The organism is Streptomyces sp. NPDC005195 (genome assembly GCF_040608315.1).
Taxonomy (GTDB): Bacteria; Actinomycetota; Actinomycetes; order Streptomycetales; family Streptomycetaceae; genus Streptomyces; species Streptomyces kaempferi.
Genome location: NZ_JBEXHZ010000005.1, coordinates 250,976 through 267,705, shown reverse-complemented (window position 1 = coordinate 267,705; position 16,730 = coordinate 250,976). Strand labels below are relative to the sequence as shown.

Genomic DNA, 16,730 nt, shown 5'->3' with positions numbered 1-16,730 from the left:
CGAACGCCGGAAGGTTCCCGCGTGGACGGGACGGTCTCCGGGCCGGACTGGTGATGCCGGCCGGGGCAGGGCTTTTCAGCCCGTCGGGGTTCGAGGACGAGGCCGTCCAGGCCCGCGCGAGGGTCCGGGGGGCGGCAGCCCCCGGGACGGGGAGGCCCGGGGGCGTGGTCCCCGGGGGTGAGGGCCCCGCTTGCCGCAGCCGTTACGCTGGAGGCGTGGCAGTCGTCGATGTATCCGAAGAGCTCAAGTCCCTCTCCTCGACCATGGAGTCGATCGAGGCCGTCCTGGACCTCGACAAGCTGAGGGCAGATGTCGCCGTGCTCGAGGAGCAGGCGGCCGCGCCGTCCCTGTGGGACGACCCGGACGAGGCGCAGAAGATCACCAGCAAGCTGAGCCACCTCCAGGCGGAGGTCAGGAAGGCCGAGGCGCTCCGCGGGCGTATCGACGATCTGAGCGTGCTCTTCGAGATGGCCGAGGAGGAGGACGACCCGGACACCCGTGCCGAGGCCGAGTCCGAGCTCACCGCCGTCAAGAAGGCGCTGGACGAGATGGAGGTGCGGACGCTGCTGTCGGGGGAGTACGACTCCCGCGAGGCCGTCGTCACCATCCGCGCCGAGGCCGGAGGCGTCGACGCCTCCGACTTCACCGAGAGGCTGCAGCGCATGTACCTGCGCTGGGCCGAGCGGCACGGGTACAAGACCGAGCTCTACGAGACCTCGTACGCGGAAGAGGCGGGCATCAAGTCCACCACCTTCGCCGTGCACGTGCCGTACGCCTACGGAACGCTCTCCGTGGAGCAGGGCACCCACCGGCTCGTGCGGATCTCGCCCTTCGACAACCAGGGACGCCGGCAGACGTCGTTCGCCGGTGTCGAGATCCTGCCCGTCGTCGAGCAGACCGATCACATCGAGATCGACGAGTCCGAGCTCCGGGTGGACGTCTACCGTTCCTCGGGTCCCGGCGGCCAGGGCGTCAACACCACCGACTCCGCGGTGCGTCTGACCCACCTGGCGACCGGCATCGTCGTGTCGTGTCAGAACGAGCGGTCGCAGATCCAGAACAAGGCGAGCGCGATGAACGTCCTGCAGGCCAAGCTCCTCGAGCGGCGCCGCCAGGAGGAGCAGGCCAAGATGGACGCCCTCAAGGGCGACGGCGGCAACTCCTGGGGCAACCAGATGCGTTCGTACGTGCTGCACCCGTACCAGATGGTCAAGGACCTGCGGACGGACTTCGAAGTGGGCAACCCCGAGGCCGTGTTCAACGGTGAGATCGACGGGTTCCTCGAGGCCGGAATTCGCTGGCGCAAGCAGCAGGAGAAGTGACGGGAGCCCTCAGGGGCTCTTTGTCGACAAGGCAACTGCCGCTCTTTGAGCGGCAGTTGCCTTTTGTGTGGCGGTTGTCTGGGTTTTACGTCACAGTCACATGTCTTCATGGCGGTCAAATAGCGCCGATCCGGACATCGCGGCCGCAACGACCTTGACGCTGCTTTGAAAACTGGGAAGGGTGACGTGTGGCATGCGTATCTCTGGGGCGCATGTGAACCGGGGGGTCGAGCAAAGCCACCCCCTGTGACGCCGTGGCCCCGGGCGCTGCTCCATTGACGATCAGCTACTGGGGGTAGCAAGCAGATGACCAAGAAGACGCGGATTCGCGCGGCGCGGATAGCCGCCTGCGCGGTGATCGCCGCCGGTGCCTCGCTGACCGCCGCGGGTGCCGCTTCGGCTCTCGACATCAACATCGGCGTCACGGCCGACGGCCCGACCCCGACCGCGACCGACACGGGCATTCCGACCGACCCGGGCACGCCTTCCGGCCCGGGCACGCCCTCGGACCCGGGTACGCCCTCGGACCCCGGTACGCCCTCCGACCCGGGCACGCCCTCCGACCCCGGCACGCCCTCCACCGAGCCGACCGACGGGCCCACGGACCCCACCGAGGAGCCGACCGAGCCCACCGACCCGACCGACAACCCCACCGACGGGGCCGGTGCGGGCGGCAACAACAGCAACCCCGACGGTGGCTCCAAGCCCGTCGAGCAGGGCAAGGGCTCCTCCGGTCTGACCGACACCGGCTCGGACACCTCCGCCCAGGGCAAGAGCGGCGAGCTGGCCGAGACGGGCGCCACCGAGACCACGTTCCTGCTGGTCGGCGCCGCCACGATGATCGCCGGCGGTATCGGCTTCCGCCTGCTGCCGCGCCTCACGGGCGGCCGCGGCACCACTGCCTGACGCGGGCCCGTGTGATGCGGGGGTCGGTGTGATGCGCGACACCATCCGCGCGTGAGATGCGAAAAGGGCCCGGAGCGAGCTGCTCCGGGCCCTTCCCGTACGCCCTGGGTAGCCGTACGTACGCCCTGGGTGCCCTCTCGCGGGTCCTACACCGTCTGGTGGGCCAGCAGCGCCACCGCCGCGATGAGCACGGCCAGCAGCGCTATCAGTGCCATCGGGTTCAGCCCGGCGAAGGGGCTCTCCTGCTGCAGCCGCTCCCGGTTCGCGCGGCAGACCGGGCAACGGCCCTCACTGACGGGCGCCGCGCAGTTCGCGCACACCAATCGGTCGTACGTCATGCGCTTGCCCTCCTTGCGCCGTCCTCCGCGTACATAACGCCGCGGGGAACGCAACCGTTCCCCTTCCACTGTGCCAGGTTCCGCGGAATTCGGCGCGGCTCGGCTTATCCTGCCCCGCCCGGACGCTTTCCAGCCCGTCAGATCCGTGACAAAACGTGCAAGCGTCGCGCAACCCCGGACGCCGACTGCGGAGCCACACCCGGTTCGCGTATGGTCACGCACATCTACCCCCGGCGACCCGTGGTGCATCCGTGATCCGATTCGACAATGTCTCCAAGGTCTACCCCAAGCAGACCCACCCCGCTCTCAGGGATGTCTCCCTGGAGGTCGAGCGTGGTGAGTTCGTGTTCCTCGTGGGGTCCTCCGGCTCCGGAAAGTCCACCTTCCTGCGGCTGGTCCTCCGCGAGGAGCGGTGCAGCCACGGTCAGGTGCACGTCCTGGGCAAGGACCTCGCGCGCATCTCCAACTGGAAGGTGCCGCAGATGCGGCGCCAGCTGGGGACCGTCTTCCAGGACTTCCGGCTGCTGCCGAACAAGACGGTCGCCGAGAACGTGGCCTTCGCCCAGGAGGTCATCGGCAAGTCCCGCGGCGAGATCCGCAAATCCGTGCCCCAGGTGCTCGACCTCGTCGGGCTCGGTGGCAAGGAGGACCGCAGGCCCGGCGAGCTGTCCGGTGGTGAGCAGCAGCGTGTGGCCATCGCGAGAGCCTTCGTGAACCGGCCCAAGCTCCTCATCGCGGACGAGCCGACCGGCAACCTCGACCCGCAGACCTCCGTCGGCATCATGAAGCTGCTCGACCGCATCAACCGGACGGGCACGACTGTGGTGATGGCGACGCACGACCAGAACATCGTGGACCAGATGCGCAAGCGCGTCATCGAGCTGGAGAAGGGTCGTCTCGTCCGCGACCAGGCGCGCGGCGTCTACGGCTACCAGCACTGACGACGGTCCACGGAAAGGCTTACCAGACGCCATGCGCGCCCAGTTCGTTCTGTCGGAGATCGGTGTCGGTCTCCGTCGCAATCTGACGATGACCTTCGCGGTCGTCGTCTCGGTCGCCCTCTCCCTCGCCCTGTTCGGCGGTTCGCTCCTGATGAGCGACCAGGTGAGCACCATGAAGGGCTACTGGTACGACAAGGTCAACGTCTCTGTCTTCCTCTGCAACAAGAGCGACGCGGAGTCCGACCCCCACTGCGCCAAGGGGGCCGTGACCGCCGAGCAGAAGAAGCAGATCGAGGGCGACCTCGGCAAGATGACCGTCGTCCAGAAGGTGACGTACGAGTCCGCGGACGACGCCTACAAGCACTACAAGGAGCAGTTCGGCGACTCCCCGCTGGCCAGCTCCCTGACGCCGGACCAGATGCAGGAGTCGTACCGCATCAAGCTGAAGGACCCGGAGAAGTACCAGGTCATCGCGACCGCCTTCGACGGGCGTGACGGCGTGCAGTCCGTGCAGGACCAGAAGGGCATCCTGGACAACCTCTTCGGGCTGCTCAACGGCATGAACTGGGCCGCCCGCGCGGTGATGGCGATGATGCTCGTCGTCGCCCTGATGCTGATCGTCAACACGGTGCGCGTCTCGGCGTTCAGCCGGCGCAGGGAGACCGGGATCATGCGCCTGGTCGGCGCCTCCGGGTTCTACATCCAGGCGCCGTTCATCATGGAGGCCTCGGTCGCCGGACTCATCGGCGGCGGTGTCGCCTGCGGATTCCTGGTGGTCGCGCGGTACTTCATCATCGATCACGGTCTGGCCCTGTCCGAGAAGCTGAACCTGATCAACTTCATCGGCTGGGACGCGGTGCTCACCAAGCTGCCGCTCATCCTCGCGACGAGCCTGCTGATGCCCGCGCTTGCCGCGTTCTTCGCGTTGCGCAAGTACCTGAAGGTGTGACGCATGCCAAGGGGGCCGTACTGCCAACCGGCGGTACGGCCCCTCGCGTTGTCCTAGACTCACCGCCATGTCAGGTCGTGACCTGTTCTGCCAGCCCCGCCGCGTCGGCCGCGGGGCTGCCCTGACATTGGTCTTCGCGAGCGTTCTCGTCGCCGGCGCGGCGACCGGGTCGTTCGGCGACCCCGACCGGAAATCCCCGCTCCCGTCGGCCCGTTCGACGCCGGCCGCCCACCACAAGGACGTCGCCGCGGCGGCGGCCGAGGCGATGGCCGACGGCAAGTCCCCCATGGAGGCGGCCGAGCGCGCCGTCAGCCGCAGCGGCGACCGCTGGGGCGCGGTCTACTCCCAGGGCGACTACGAGGAGTTCGAGGAGGCCCTCGACGGCCAGTACACCGGCGTCGGGCTGTGGGCCCGGCGCGAGCGTGACGGCCGGATCGAGGTGACCCGGGTGCAGGGCGCGTCACCCGCGGCGGCCGCCGGGATCCGCGTGGGCGACCGGCTGCGCAGCGTCGACGGCGAGGACGTCGACGGCAGGCCCGTCACCGACGTGGTCTCCTTACTGCGCGGGGACGCGGACGACGCCGCGGCCGGTACGAAGGTCCGCCTCGGTCTGGAGCGCGGCACGCGCGCGTGGAGCGAGACCCTGCGCCGGGCCAGGTTGTCCACGGACTCCGTGACCGTGCACAAGCTCCCCGGCGGCGTCACCGTGATCAAGGTCGCCGCCTTCACCAAGGGCGCGGGCGACGCCGTGCGCACCGCCGTCGAGCAGGCCCCCCGGCAAGCCGGGATCGTCCTCGACCTGCGTGGCAACTCCGGCGGACTGGTCACCGAGGCCGTCACGACGGCCTCCGCCTTCCTCGACGGCGGCCTCGTCGCCACGTACGACGTCAACGGTGAACAGCGCGCCCTGCACGCCGCGCCCGGCGGCGACACCACCAGACCCCTGGTCGCGCTCGTCGACGGCGGCACGATGAGCGCCGCCGAACTGCTCACCGGCGCCCTCCAGGACCGTGGCCGCGCGGTCGTGGTCGGCACCAGGACCTTCGGCAAGGGCTCGGTCCAGATGCCGAGCACCCTTCCCGGCGGGTCCGTCGCCGAGCTGACCGTCGGGCACTACCGCACCCCCTCCGGCCACGGCGTCGACGGACGGGGCATCACCCCCGACCTGGAGGCCGACGCGGGTGCCCTGGAGCGCGCCGAGACCGTGCTCAGCGGTCTCGGCGACCCCTCGTAGTCACCAGCCCGGCCCGTCGAGGTCACCGGTCCGACGGGGTCACTGGCCGGGGCCCCTGTAATCGGCTTTCCCCCGGACCCCCCTGTAGTGCGAAAATGGTCAGCATCATGAGCAAGGGAATGTACGTACCGAAGGAGTCCCAGCCCAAGCAGGGCGGAGGGACCGCGAAGGTCAAGGACGGCAAGCGCAAGATCGTCGCGCAGAACAAGAAGGCACGGCACGACTACGCGATCGTCGACACCTACGAGGCCGGCCTCGTGCTCACCGGCACCGAGGTCAAGTCGCTGCGTCAGGGACGCGCCTCGCTGACCGACGGCTTCGTCCAGATCGACGGGAACGAGGCGTGGCTGCACAACGCCCACATTCCCGAGTACAGCCAGGGCACGTGGACCAACCACACGGTGCGCCGCAAGCGAAAGCTGCTCCTGCACCGCGAGGAGATCGACAAGCTGGCGTCGAAGTCGGAGGAGACGGGTCACACGATCGTGCCCCTAGCCCTGTACTTCAAGGACGGCCGGGCCAAGGCCGAGATCGCGCTCGCCCGGGGCAAGAAGGAGTACGACAAGCGGCAGACCCTGCGTGAGAAGCAGGACCGCCGGGAGTCGGACCGTGCGATCGCGTCGGCGAAGCGGAAACAGCGGGGCGAGTAGCCACGGCCGCGGTGACCGCGGGGCGGTGGCCACGGGTAATACGGTGGCACCGACGTGCGTGGGTCACGTACGATGGGATCTGCACCCCACAGCGGGTGCGCCACCCTCTCCGGAGGGGCTTGAAAAAACAACATGGGGATGATCGGTTTCGACAGCGGCTGTCGAAGCAGGGGAAGCGTGTCGAGGAAGCGACAATGATCTCGTTAACCATATGTCGCAACCAATAATCGCCAATTCCAAGAGCGATTCCCAGTCCTTCGCCCTCGCTGCCTAATAAGCAGTGAGTGAAGGACCCTTAATGGGTGTCAGCCCGGGAGTGTTCCCGACCCGGATCCTGGCATAATCTAGGGGACTAAACCATCGAGCCCGGTCACGGGGTTCGATGGGAAATCAAACAGTGACTGGGCCCGTCGGCGACTTGTTCGCGTGATCACCGGGGCCGAGAAAATCGCAGCGAACTGCACACGGAGAAGCCCTGATTCTGCACCGGTGGACGCGGGTTCGATTCCCGCCATCTCCACGATCAGGAGGTCCCCCGGGACCTCCACATCCCATGTGGGCAAAGGCCCCGTCGCTTTCGAGCGGCGGGGCTTTTGTCATGCCTGGTGTTCGTTTCCTTCATTCCGGTGGACGTGACCACGTACACGGCCGACCAGATCAGAGCGATCAAGGCCGCAGTGAAGGAACTTCCGGAAGCGGATCAGACGCGGATCTTCTACGTCGGCGATCACAGCTGAGCAATCTGTTCACCCTGCGGTGGGCTGGTCCTGCTGAGGCCGCCCACCGCTCGCTGCAAAGGCAAGGAAGCCATGACGAAGCTCGTGTCGTTCCCCTCTGGAGGGGCAGGAGAGGATCTCGGCTGGTTCGCCACCGCCGCCCTCTTCGATGATGTAGCCGATTTCGTTCTCCGGCATGTGACGGACGAGCATGCAAAGCGTGACGTCACTGCAGGTGCCGCATCGGGATATCTGTTCATCGGTGACCTTCCCGAACCTGATCAGACGAACGTTCTGGTCGCGCTGCGTGACGAATTCCCCGGCCATGTGGATTCCGTTGTCCATCCACCGGATGTGACCTCCAGGATGGACGACAAGGAAACCTTCGTCGCGCGTGCCAAGTCGCTCGCGCAGATGGCGAGTAGAAGCATCGCCCTGCGCGACGCTTCCGGAGCCATGCCGAAAGGGAAGGAATGAAGGGATGCGTCGACTGACCGGACGCACCTGGACTGTGGTGGCTGAACGGGGGCCTTCGGGCTGAGGGATCACGCGGCGGTTCATGGCGTTTGATTTCGATGTCTCATGTGCCTTAGGGGTGATGGATTTCCTCCACCTCCTGACGTCCGACAACGGCTGACACCATGAGGTGGATCGGACCTGACTGCCATTGGTTCCGTCTGGTGGTCCGACTCCTCCCACATCAGGGCGTTGAGGAGGCAGCACTCGGGGCTTCAGCGTGCCGACCGCGAACACATGATCGGAGCAACCCCGCCATGCCCCTCGAAGAACCGCGTGCTCTGCTCGTGCAGGCGCGGGGCGAGCCGTCTCCGCTGTACGAGTGGGAGGTCCCCGGGGCCTACGAGGATCTGGGGGCCTTCACCCGCAACGTCCCCTTGGACGACGGCCGGTTGGACCTTCCGGCGGAGCTGGCGGACGCCCTGCGCTCATGGTCGCTGTCCCGCCCGCCGGAGGGTTTCACCTCTCGCCCGGAACTGCGCAAGCACGTCCGGCAGGGTCTGGCGGTCACCCGGCGACTGGCCGGGCGGCTCGGGCCGTCGTGGCCGGTGCGCTACTGGGACGAGCGCCACCGGACGGCGAAGTGGGTGTGCCGGAGCTGCGACCGCCTGCACGGGGAACGCGACAGCCATGGCACACCGGCGTACCCCGTCGACCTCACGGTCGAGGGCGAGTTCAGGTTCGCTCCGCTGCGCGCGGACGGATTCGGGGACTTCTTCCCCGATGATCCCGCCGCCGGGCTGAATCTCTCCGGGGAACTCGTCGCCGGCCTGTACGCGTGGGCGAACGGGATCGACACCACGGTGAACCTGGATCTGCGGGACCGGGTGGAGGGCAAGTACGACGGCGAGTGGGAGCGGCTGTTCCGCCTGGGTGAGGACTTGGCGGGACGAGTGGCCCACGAGCTCGGCCCCGACCGGACAGTGACCTATAGGGGCTTGGCGCATGGTGGTTTGGCAGCGATGACGTCCGTCAGCTGGCAAGGTGACCGGCAGTTGTAGACGCGAGGGGCCCGCACTCACCCGAGAGCGTGGCGCGCCCTCGTCTACGGTTCGGGCGACCGCACCGCGCCCCGTGACCGCTTCGGCGGCGGGAAGGTCCCGACTCCCACCGGTGTTGTCGTCCTCGGCTTCACCACAGGCAGGGAGCCCGCGGTCCGGGTACGCCGCCCGCGGGGATCGAGGTGAAGTGGCCACAGGCACGGAAGACCGGAGGGGGCGACGGTGACGGGACGGCAGGAGCGGTACTACGTCGACTACGACGCGGACTTCGGACTCAGCGGGCTGACCGAGATGTTCGCCCTCTCACCCGCTCCGGGGGACATCGGCGCGGCACTCGGCCTCGTCACGGCGAAGCTCGACGCGTACGACCTCGAATGCCCCGTGTTCGGCGTCGACCATCTCGACCCGGACGAGCGGAGCATCCTGGGCTTCGACGTCAGCCACGACGAGTGGGGGTACGCCGACGATCTGCGCGAGGACGTGCGCGGGCTTGTCGACTCGCCGCTGGCCGACGAGGCGATCCTGACCGTGTGGCGGGCGGCGGCCGGGGGTGTGTGGGATCCCGCGGCGCACGGCATGAGTGCCCGTGACTGGCTGCGGCGCGTCGACGGGATCTGCGCCGCACGCCCTCCCCGGAGAGCCCCCGGGCGGCGGCCGGCGCCTTCCGCGTTGTGGGGTCACCGGCCGCCGCCGGCCGACGAGGTGCGTGACGACGTCGTCGCGGAGATACGGTTCTGCCGCGAGCGGTCGGCGGGTGCCCTCCCTTCCCCCGACACCCTGGGCGCCTTGGAAGAGGTGGCCGCCCGCGTTCCCGAACTCGGCTTCCGGCTCCTTCTGCGGGTTCTGCAGGTCCACTCCGTACGGATCGAGAAGGAGTGGTACGACCGGTTGCAGGCGCTCGCCGAACGTTTCAGTCACAGCGCAGCGCTGGTCCGCTCCGGTCTCGACATCGTGTGGCCGCCCATCGACCCCGCCCGTCGCGACACCACCTGGGACTTCGGGTTGTCCGGCCTCACCGGGAAGGCGCACCAGGACTGGCGTGCGAGCCGGGAGGAGATCCGCAGCGCGGCCGACGGCGACGACATCGGACAGACCCCGGGCTCCGCGGCGGCCGTCCTCCTGGAGGACACGCTCCGACTGCTGGGGTCCGCACTGCCCGACGCCGCGCTCGCGGCGCTGTGGGCCGGGGCCTCGGGCATGCGGGAGGCCGTCGAAGGACGGGACTGGCTACGGCTGGTCGCGGACGTGTGCCGGGAGCGGCTGCGGGAGGTCGCGCCCGCGTACACGCTCGTCGTGGTGCCCGCCCGGACCGAGCTCGCCGACGTGGTGCTGAGGGAGGTCCGGGAGGTGGCACCCGCGGTGGCGGACAAGTTCGCCAGTCCCCACTGGCGTCCCGTTCCCGCCGCGGACGTCATGGACGCGCTGGAGCACGTGGTCACCCGGATCGATCCCGATCTCGGGTTCCGGTTGTTCCTCCGCGTCCTGATCGAGCTGTCCGTGCCGCTCTCACAGGAGCAGTACGACCGCTACGGCGCGATCGGGGAGCGCATCGGGTACGGCGAGTACCACGTCTCCGACGTGGACTACCTGATCGAGACTCGCTGACCCGCCTCGGCGCCGGGTGAACGGGGGCGGCGGGGCCTGCGCGTGCGGTCGTACGCGGACTGCGCCCCGCCCGCCTCTCCCCGGGCCACGGCTCCTCAAGGATTCAGCGTGCGCGGTGCGGTGCTCGCGCGTTCCGTCAGCCGGGGCGCGAGCAGCGTGGCCTCGGGGACGTCGGCGCCGGCCAGTTTCCTCATCAGCAGTTCCACCGCCCGAGCGCCCACCTCGGAGGACGGGAGGGTGACGGAGGTGACGGGGACGCGGACGTTCTCGGCGAGTTCGTCCGGGCAGATCGCCGTGACGGAGAGGTCGACGGGGACGCGCAGACCGAGTTGCCCGAAGGCGTCGATCAGCGGTTCCAGGACCGGTTCGTTGTGGACGACGACGCCGGTGAGCCCCGGCTGTTCGCGCAGGAGCTGTTCGGCGACCCGGCGCGCGGCGGCGGGTGAGGCGTCGCAGGGGTGGACCAAGGACACGAGTCCGTTGCGGTCGGCGGCGGCGGTGAAGCCCTCCACCACACGCTGGGCGAACGCCGTCCCCCGCACGTACACCTCGGGCGGCGACCCGACCAGTGCCACGACCCGGTGCCCGAGCCCCGCCAGCCGCTCGACGCAGAGCTCCCCCGCCGCCTTGAAGTCCAGGTCGATGCAGGTCAGTCCGGCGGGCCGGGAAGGGAACCCGATGAGGACGGAGGGCCGGTCCAGGGTGCGCAGCAGCGGCAGCCTGGGGTCGTGCAGCTGGACGTCCATCACGATCAGGGCGTCCACCAGCGCGGTGTCCGCGACCCGCCGCAGTCCCTCCTCGCCCTCCTCCTGCGTGAGCAGCAGGACGTCGTGATCGTGCCGGCGCGCCGCCGTCACCACCGACACCGCGAACCGCATCACCACCGGCACGTGGATGCCCGCCCTCAGCGGCACCACCAGCGCCAGGACGTTGGACCGGTTGCTCGCGAGGGCGCGCGCCCCGGCGTGCGGACGGTAGCCCAGCCGGCGGATGCTGGCCTCGACACGCTGCCGGGTCTCCTCGGAGATGGGCCGCTTGCCGCTGAGGGCGTAGGAGACGGTGCTGGGGGAGACCCCGGCGTGCCGCGCCACATCGGTGATCTTCACCATCAGTCCGACTCCGACTCGGGCTGCGGCTGCGGGTCGGGTTCCAGGTCCAGCTCCAGGGACAGGAATCCCGTCCCCGCCTTCGCCCGCACCTCGCGGCCGCCCGCCGCCAGCCCCCACGGCGCCGCCGGATCACTCGACGAGGCCCGCAGGGTGTTCCCCTCGCGGACGACGGTGAACGTCACGCCGCCCACCGGCACCGTCACCCGGGCGCCGCGCTCCAGGCCGTACGCGCGCAGGGTGACCCCGTCGGCGTAGTCGTAGTCGGGCCGGTCGTCCACGGCGCCCACCGGGATCACCGCACCCGGCCGCACCAGCAGCGGCACGCTCAGGAAACCGTGGCGTTCGCGCACCCAGCGCGGACCGGTCACCGTCCGCCCGGTGAGGAGGTGGGTCCAGGTGCCGTCCGGTACGTAGTAGGAGACGTCCCCCTCGTCGCTGAAGACGGGCGCGACCAGCAGGTCGGGGCCGAGCATGTACTGCCGTTCCAGATGCGCGCACGCCGGGTCCTCCGGGAACTCCAGCACCATCGCCCGCATCATCGGCACCCCCTCGGCGTGCGCGGCGCGGGCGGCCTCGTACAGATAGGGCATGAGACCGAGCTTCAGCCGGGTGAACAGCCGCAGCACGTCCACGGCCTCCTCGTCGAACAGCCACGGCACCCGGTAGGAGGACGAGCCGTGCAGCCGGCTGTGGGAGGAGAGGAGACCGAAGGCGATCCACCGTTTGAAGAGGGCCGGTGCCGGCGTTCCCTCGAAGCCGCCGATGTCGTGGCTCCAGAAACCGAACCCGGACATGCCGAGGCTCAGCCCGCCGCGCAGTGACTCGGCCATCGACGCGTACGTCGCCTCGCAGTCGCCGCCCCAGTGCACCGGGAACTGCTGGCTGCCGGCCGTCGCCGAGCGGGCGAAGACGACGGCCTCCGCCTCGCCCCGGTGCTTGCGCAGCACCTCGAAGACGGTCCGGTTGTAGAGGTAGGTGTAGTAGTTGTGCATGCGTTCCGGGTCGGCGCCGTCGGCGTACGCCACGTCGACCGGGACCCGTTCGCCGAAGTCGGTCTTGAAGCAGTCGACGCCCTGGTCGAGCAGTGCCTCCAGTTTGGCGGCGTACCAGTCGCGGGCGGCGGGGCTGGTGAAGTCGACCAGCGCCATGCCCGGCTGCCACAGGTCCCACTGCCACACACTGCCGTCGGGCCTCCTGAGCAGATGGCCCAGGGCCTTGCCCTCCGCGAAGAGCGGGGAGCGCTGCGCGATGTACGGGTTGATCCATACGCAGATGTGCAGGCCCTTGTCCTTCAGCCGGGTCAGCATGGCCGCCGGGTCGGGGAACACGCGCGGGTCCCACTCGAAGTCGCACCAGTTGAACTCGCGCATCCAGAAGCAGTCGAAGTGGAAGACGGAGAGGGGGAGTTCACGCTCCCGCATGCCGTCGATGAAGGAGGTGACGGTGGCCTCGTCGTAGGAGGTGGTGAAGGACGTCGACAGCCACAGGCCGAAGGACCAGGCGGGCGGGAGGGCCGGACGGCCGGTGAGTCGCGTGTACGTGCGCAGGATGTCCTTCGGGCTCGGCCCGTGGATCACGTAGTACGTCAACTGCTGTGTCTCGGCGCTGAACTGGACCCTCGACACCGACTCCGAGCCGACCTCGAAGGAGACCCGGCCCGGATGGTCGACGAAGACGCCGTAGCCCGCGTCCGTCAGATAGAACGGCACGTTCTTGTAGGCCTGTTCGGTGGCGGTGCCGCCGTCGGCGTTCCACATGTCCACCACCTGGCCGTTCTTGACGAGCGGGCCGAAACGCTCGCCGAGGCCGTAGACCTGGGTGCCGACCCCGAGGTCGAGCTGTTCGCGCAGATAGTGGGCGCCGGCCGCGTCCCGCATGATGCCCATGCCCTTGGGGCCGCTGGTGGTCAGGACGCGGCCGTGGGCGAGGAAGTCGACGTGCCAGGGGGCGGTGCGGGAGACCCGCACGGACAGGGCGCCCGCGGTGAGCGTCGCGTGCTCGTCGTCGTGTTCCACGGTGGGGGAGAAGTCGCCCCGGTGGAGTTCGAAGCGGGGGCCGCGCGGTTCCTCGCCCTGGAAGTGCGTGAACGTCACGCCGATGACGTCCGGCATCGGCGCGTGCGCGCTGATCGTCACGACCGGTCCCTTCAGCAGGTCGCCGCGGTGGCGGATGGGCTGGGTCGGCGCGTGGATCTCCAGGGTGTTGTCGGAAACGCTCACGTCGAGGACCTCGACCGGGTGGGCCGCGGTGACGCCTTCGCGCAGCAGCCAGTAGCCGTCGGTGAACTTCACGCCCACACCCCTTACTTGACCGCGCCCACGGCGATGCCGCGGGTCAGTGTCCGCTGGAAGACGAGGAAGAAGACGATCGCGGGGAGCACGCCGAGGAGGGCCGCCGCGTTGGTCATGGTCGCGTCCATCAGGCGCTGGCCCTGGAGGACGCCGAGCGCCACTGACACCGTCTGGTTGTCGTTGGAGATCAGCATGACCAGCGGCAGCAGGAACTCGTTCCAGGTCCAGATGAAGAAGAAGACCAGGAGGACGCCGATGGTGGGTCGGCTGACGGGGACCACGATCCGCCACAGCACCTGCCACTTGTTCGCCCCGTCGATCCGGGCGGCCTCGATGATCTCGCGCGGGAACTGCCCGAGGACGGAGGACAGGAGATACGTGCCGAAGGCCGCCTGGACGACGGTGAACACGATGATCACGCTGAGCCGGGTGTCGTAGAGGCCCGCCTGCTTGCTCAGGTAGTAGACCGGGTAGACCAGTGCCTCCTGCGGCAGCATGTTCGCCAGCACGAAGAAGGCGAGGACCCAGGTGCGGCCTTTGACGCGTCCGATGCCGATCGCGTACGCGTTCAGGACGGACAGCACGGCGGCGCCGATCGCCACCGAGCCGGAGATCAGGACCGAGTTGACCAGCTTCTGGCCGTAGTCGACGCGCTGCCAGAAGTCCTTGAGACCGTCGAGGTAGAGGCCGTGGGGCAGGCTGAGGGGCCCGTTCGACGAGTACTCGGCGGGGGACTTGACCGCGTTGACCGCGACGATGCCGAACGGCAGCACCATGAAGAGGGCCGCGATGATCAGGGCCACGAGGACGGGATATCGGCGTGCGGCGGTCATGCGCGGAGTCCTTCCTCGGCGTCCTCGGCACGGGTCTGGAGCTTCAGACCGATCAGGGCGAGTACGAGGATGATCACGGTCAGCACGGTGGAGATCGCGGCGCCGTAGCCGACCTGGGTCTTCTCGAAGAAGGTGGTGAAGGAGAAGTAGGACGGCACGTCGGTCGCGCCGCCGGGGCCGCCCTTCGTGAGGACGTACACCGCGCCGAACACCTTGAGCGCGGCGATCGTGCACCAGAGGAGGACGACGTAGATCTCCGGGCGGATCTGCGGCAGCGTGATGTGCCCGAAACGGCGCCACCAGCCCGCGCCGTCCAGCTCCGCCGCCTCGTACAGCTGCGGGTCGACGCGTTGCAGCCCCGCCATGAAGACGACCAGCGGGAAGCCGATCTGGACCCACACCATCACGCCCATGACGCTGTAGAGGGCGAGGTCGGGGTCGCCGAGCCAGTCCCGCTGGAGCGAGCCGAGGCCCACCGCCCTCAGGAGCGCGTTCAGGGAGCCGTTGTCGGGGGCGAGGATCCAGCTCCAGACGATGCCGGCGACGGCGATGGGCAGGACCTGCGGGAGGTAGAAGCAGGCCCGCAGGACGGCGGCGGTCCGGGTGCCGAAGTGCTTGCCGACGAAGTCGAAGAGGGCCGCGGCCAGCACGAGCCCGAGGACCGTCGGTACGGCGGCCATCGCGACGACCATGAAGAGGCTGTGCCGGAAGGACGCCCAGAACTCGGAGTCGTCCCACAGCGCACGGTAGTTGGCGAGCCCCGACCACTTCGGTGAGCCGACGCCCTGCCAGTCGGTGAAACTCACACCGGTGTTCATCAGGAACGGGACGACGATCACCGTGAGGAAGGCGAGGACGCCGGGGAGCAGGAAGAGGGCGTAGGAGGAGCGGGGGCGGCGCGGGCGGCCCGTACGGCTGCGGTGCCGCCGGACCACCTGGCCGCCCCGTTCGGCGGTGGCCGTCATGTCTTCGGCGCGCCCTTGTCGTACGCCGTCTGCAGCGCGCTCAGATAGGCGTCCGGCTTCTCGCTGCCCGTGATCAGTTTCTGGGTCTCGGAGACGAGGACGTCGTAGAAGCCGGCGACCGGCCAGTCCGGGTAGAAGGCCAGACCGTCCTTGCCGGAGAGGGTGTTGAAGTCGGCGATCAGGGTCTTGGCCTTCGGGTCGGTGATGGCGGCGGTGTCGGCGCCCACCGGGACCCCGCCCTTGTCGCCGAGCAGGTTCTGGATCTTCTTCGACATGGTGATGTCGATGAATTCGTAGGCGAGTTCCTTGTTCTTGGCGCCCTTGGGAACGACCCAGAGGTTGCCGCCGGAGCCGAGGGTGAGGTCGCTGCCCGGCCACAGGAAGGTGCCCCAGTCGAACTTGTTCTCCGTCTGGAAGCGCCCGTACCACCAGCTGCCGCTGAACAGGATCGGGCTCTTGCCCTGGATGAAGGAGACGCCCGCGTCCTCGGCCTTGAGCGAGGTGGACTTCTTGCCGATGTAGCCCTTCTTCACCCAGTCGGCGAAGGTCGTGGCGGCGTACGTCCAGGCGGCGTCGTGGAAGTCCGTCTTCCCCTTGTAGAGCTCGTAACTGTCGACCCACGAGCGGTCGGCCTTGGAGAGGGCGAGCTGGTACAGGTACTGCTGCGCCACGTACTCGGCGCCCGCGTTGGCCAGCGGGGTGATGCCCTTGGACACGAACGTGTCCATGGCGGCGGTGAGCTGGTCGAGGGTGGTGGGCTCCGCGATGCCGTACCTCTTGAAGAGGTCCTTGTTGTAGAACACCATCGTGTACTCGGCGTAGTTGGGCACGCCGTACCACTTGCCGGAGCCCATGACCCCGTTGGTGTCGTACTGGCTCGTGGTGCGCACCCCCGCGCTGAGCTTCTTGTCCCAGCCGCGCTTGGCCGCCTCGGCGGTCAGGTCGGTGAGGAGCCCCTGCTTGGAGAGCAGCCCGGCTGTCGCGTTGCCCTTGTTGTACTCCATGAGGTCGGGCGCGTCGTTCGAGTTCAGGACCATCGGCGCGGTCTTCTGGATCTGTTCGAAGCCCTTCTCCTCGAACTTCACCTTGACGCCCGGGTGGGTCCTCTCGAACTCCTTGATGGCCTCGTTCCAGGCCACGCCCATCGCGCTGTCCGGCCCTTCGTAGTGCCAGAGTTTCAGCGTCTTGCCGTCCGGCGAACCGCTGTCCGAACTGCCGCAGGAGGCCAGCAGCAGGGCGCCCGTCAGGGTCACCGCCGCCGTCGCCACCACACGCCGTCGTGTCGTCGACATCCATTGCCTCCGGGGGTCGGATGGGGATCGGAGCCGTCACGCAGCGGACGTCGAAATCGTTT

The 16,730-nt window shown here is 68.7% G+C and carries 15 protein-coding genes and 1 other RNA gene; 10 read left to right on the top strand and 6 right to left on the bottom strand.

What is annotated here, in order from left to right:
* Positions 1-215: 215 nt before the first annotated feature.
* Together prfB and ABZV34_RS09035 are read left to right on the top strand one after the other, a co-directional pair.
* Entirely contained in the window at positions 216-1,322 is a 1,107-nt protein-coding gene (gene prfB / locus ABZV34_RS09040; protein WP_356272746.1) for a peptide chain release factor 2, read from the top strand.
* 306 nt (positions 1,323-1,628) lie between these two features.
* Positions 1,629-2,228: a hypothetical protein gene (locus tag ABZV34_RS09035; RefSeq protein WP_356272744.1), complete on the top strand. Its 600-nt coding sequence runs from the start codon at positions 1,629-1,631 to the stop codon at positions 2,226-2,228.
* A gap of 146 nt (positions 2,229-2,374) precedes the next feature.
* Here the strand turns inward: ABZV34_RS09035 and ABZV34_RS09030 are convergent, their stop codons facing one another.
* Positions 2,375-2,566, bottom strand: coding sequence for a hypothetical protein (locus tag ABZV34_RS09030; protein WP_095854342.1), 192 nt, complete (start codon positions 2,564-2,566; stop codon positions 2,375-2,377).
* A gap of 251 nt (positions 2,567-2,817) precedes the next feature.
* Between ABZV34_RS09030 and ftsE the strand changes: the two genes are divergently transcribed.
* The 8 genes from ftsE to ABZV34_RS08990 all read left to right on the top strand — a co-directional run bounded on the left by ftsE (position 2,818) and on the right by ABZV34_RS08990 (position 10,178).
* Complete coding sequence (gene ftsE / locus ABZV34_RS09025) at positions 2,818-3,507, top strand: cell division ATP-binding protein FtsE (RefSeq protein ID WP_356272742.1); 690 nt, start codon at positions 2,818-2,820, stop codon at positions 3,505-3,507.
* A 31-nt stretch (positions 3,508-3,538) separates the two neighbouring features.
* Entirely contained in the window at positions 3,539-4,456 is a 918-nt protein-coding gene (gene ftsX, locus ABZV34_RS09020; protein ID WP_356272740.1) for a permease-like cell division protein FtsX, read from the top strand.
* 67 nt (positions 4,457-4,523) lie between these two features.
* Positions 4,524-5,690: a S41 family peptidase gene (locus ABZV34_RS09015; protein WP_356272739.1), complete on the top strand. Its 1,167-nt coding sequence runs from the start codon at positions 4,524-4,526 to the stop codon at positions 5,688-5,690.
* Between the two features lie 119 nt (positions 5,691-5,809).
* Positions 5,810-6,340 (top strand): SsrA-binding protein SmpB, encoded by a 531-nt coding sequence (smpB, locus tag ABZV34_RS09010; protein ID WP_356272843.1) that lies wholly within the window; start codon positions 5,810-5,812, stop codon positions 6,338-6,340.
* 134 nt (positions 6,341-6,474) lie between these two features.
* Positions 6,475-6,863: a transfer-messenger RNA gene (gene ssrA / locus ABZV34_RS09005) on the top strand.
* A gap of 286 nt (positions 6,864-7,149) precedes the next feature.
* Positions 7,150-7,533, top strand: coding sequence for a hypothetical protein (locus tag ABZV34_RS09000; protein ID WP_356272737.1), 384 nt, complete (start codon positions 7,150-7,152; stop codon positions 7,531-7,533).
* A gap of 296 nt (positions 7,534-7,829) precedes the next feature.
* Positions 7,830-8,573 (top strand): hypothetical protein, encoded by a 744-nt coding sequence (locus ABZV34_RS08995; protein WP_356272735.1) that lies wholly within the window; start codon positions 7,830-7,832, stop codon positions 8,571-8,573.
* Positions 8,574-8,795: 222 nt separating this feature from the next.
* The gene (locus ABZV34_RS08990; protein WP_356272733.1) at positions 8,796-10,178 is read left to right on the top strand and encodes a hypothetical protein; all 1,383 of its coding nucleotides are present in this window, start codon (positions 8,796-8,798) and stop codon (positions 10,176-10,178) included.
* Between the two features lie 95 nt (positions 10,179-10,273).
* Here the strand turns inward: ABZV34_RS08990 and ABZV34_RS08985 are convergent, their stop codons facing one another.
* From ABZV34_RS08985 to ABZV34_RS08965, 5 genes are read right to left on the bottom strand one after another with little or no spacing between them, the layout of a single operon-like run.
* Positions 10,274-11,287 carry a LacI family DNA-binding transcriptional regulator gene (locus tag ABZV34_RS08985; protein WP_356272731.1) on the bottom strand — a complete coding sequence of 338 codons (1,014 nt, stop codon included), beginning with the start codon at positions 11,285-11,287 and terminating at the stop codon, positions 10,274-10,276.
* Positions 11,287-13,578, bottom strand: coding sequence for an alpha-xylosidase (gene yicI / locus ABZV34_RS08980; RefSeq protein ID WP_356272729.1), 2,292 nt, complete (start codon positions 13,576-13,578; stop codon positions 11,287-11,289). Before yicI ends, ABZV34_RS08985 begins: the two co-directional genes overlap by 1 nt.
* 11 nt (positions 13,579-13,589) lie before the next feature.
* Positions 13,590-14,411, bottom strand: a complete 822-nt coding sequence (locus ABZV34_RS08975; protein WP_356272727.1) for a carbohydrate ABC transporter permease — start codon at positions 14,409-14,411, stop codon at positions 13,590-13,592.
* A complete protein-coding gene (locus tag ABZV34_RS08970; RefSeq protein ID WP_356272726.1) occupies positions 14,408-15,376 on the bottom strand; it encodes a sugar ABC transporter permease in 969 nt (322 codons plus the stop codon). Before ABZV34_RS08970 ends, ABZV34_RS08975 begins: the two co-directional genes overlap by 4 nt.
* Complete coding sequence (locus ABZV34_RS08965) at positions 15,373-16,668, bottom strand: extracellular solute-binding protein (protein WP_356272724.1); 1,296 nt, start codon at positions 16,666-16,668, stop codon at positions 15,373-15,375. The genes ABZV34_RS08970 and ABZV34_RS08965 overlap by 4 nt, the downstream gene beginning before the upstream one ends.
* Positions 16,669-16,730 lie beyond the last annotated feature (62 nt).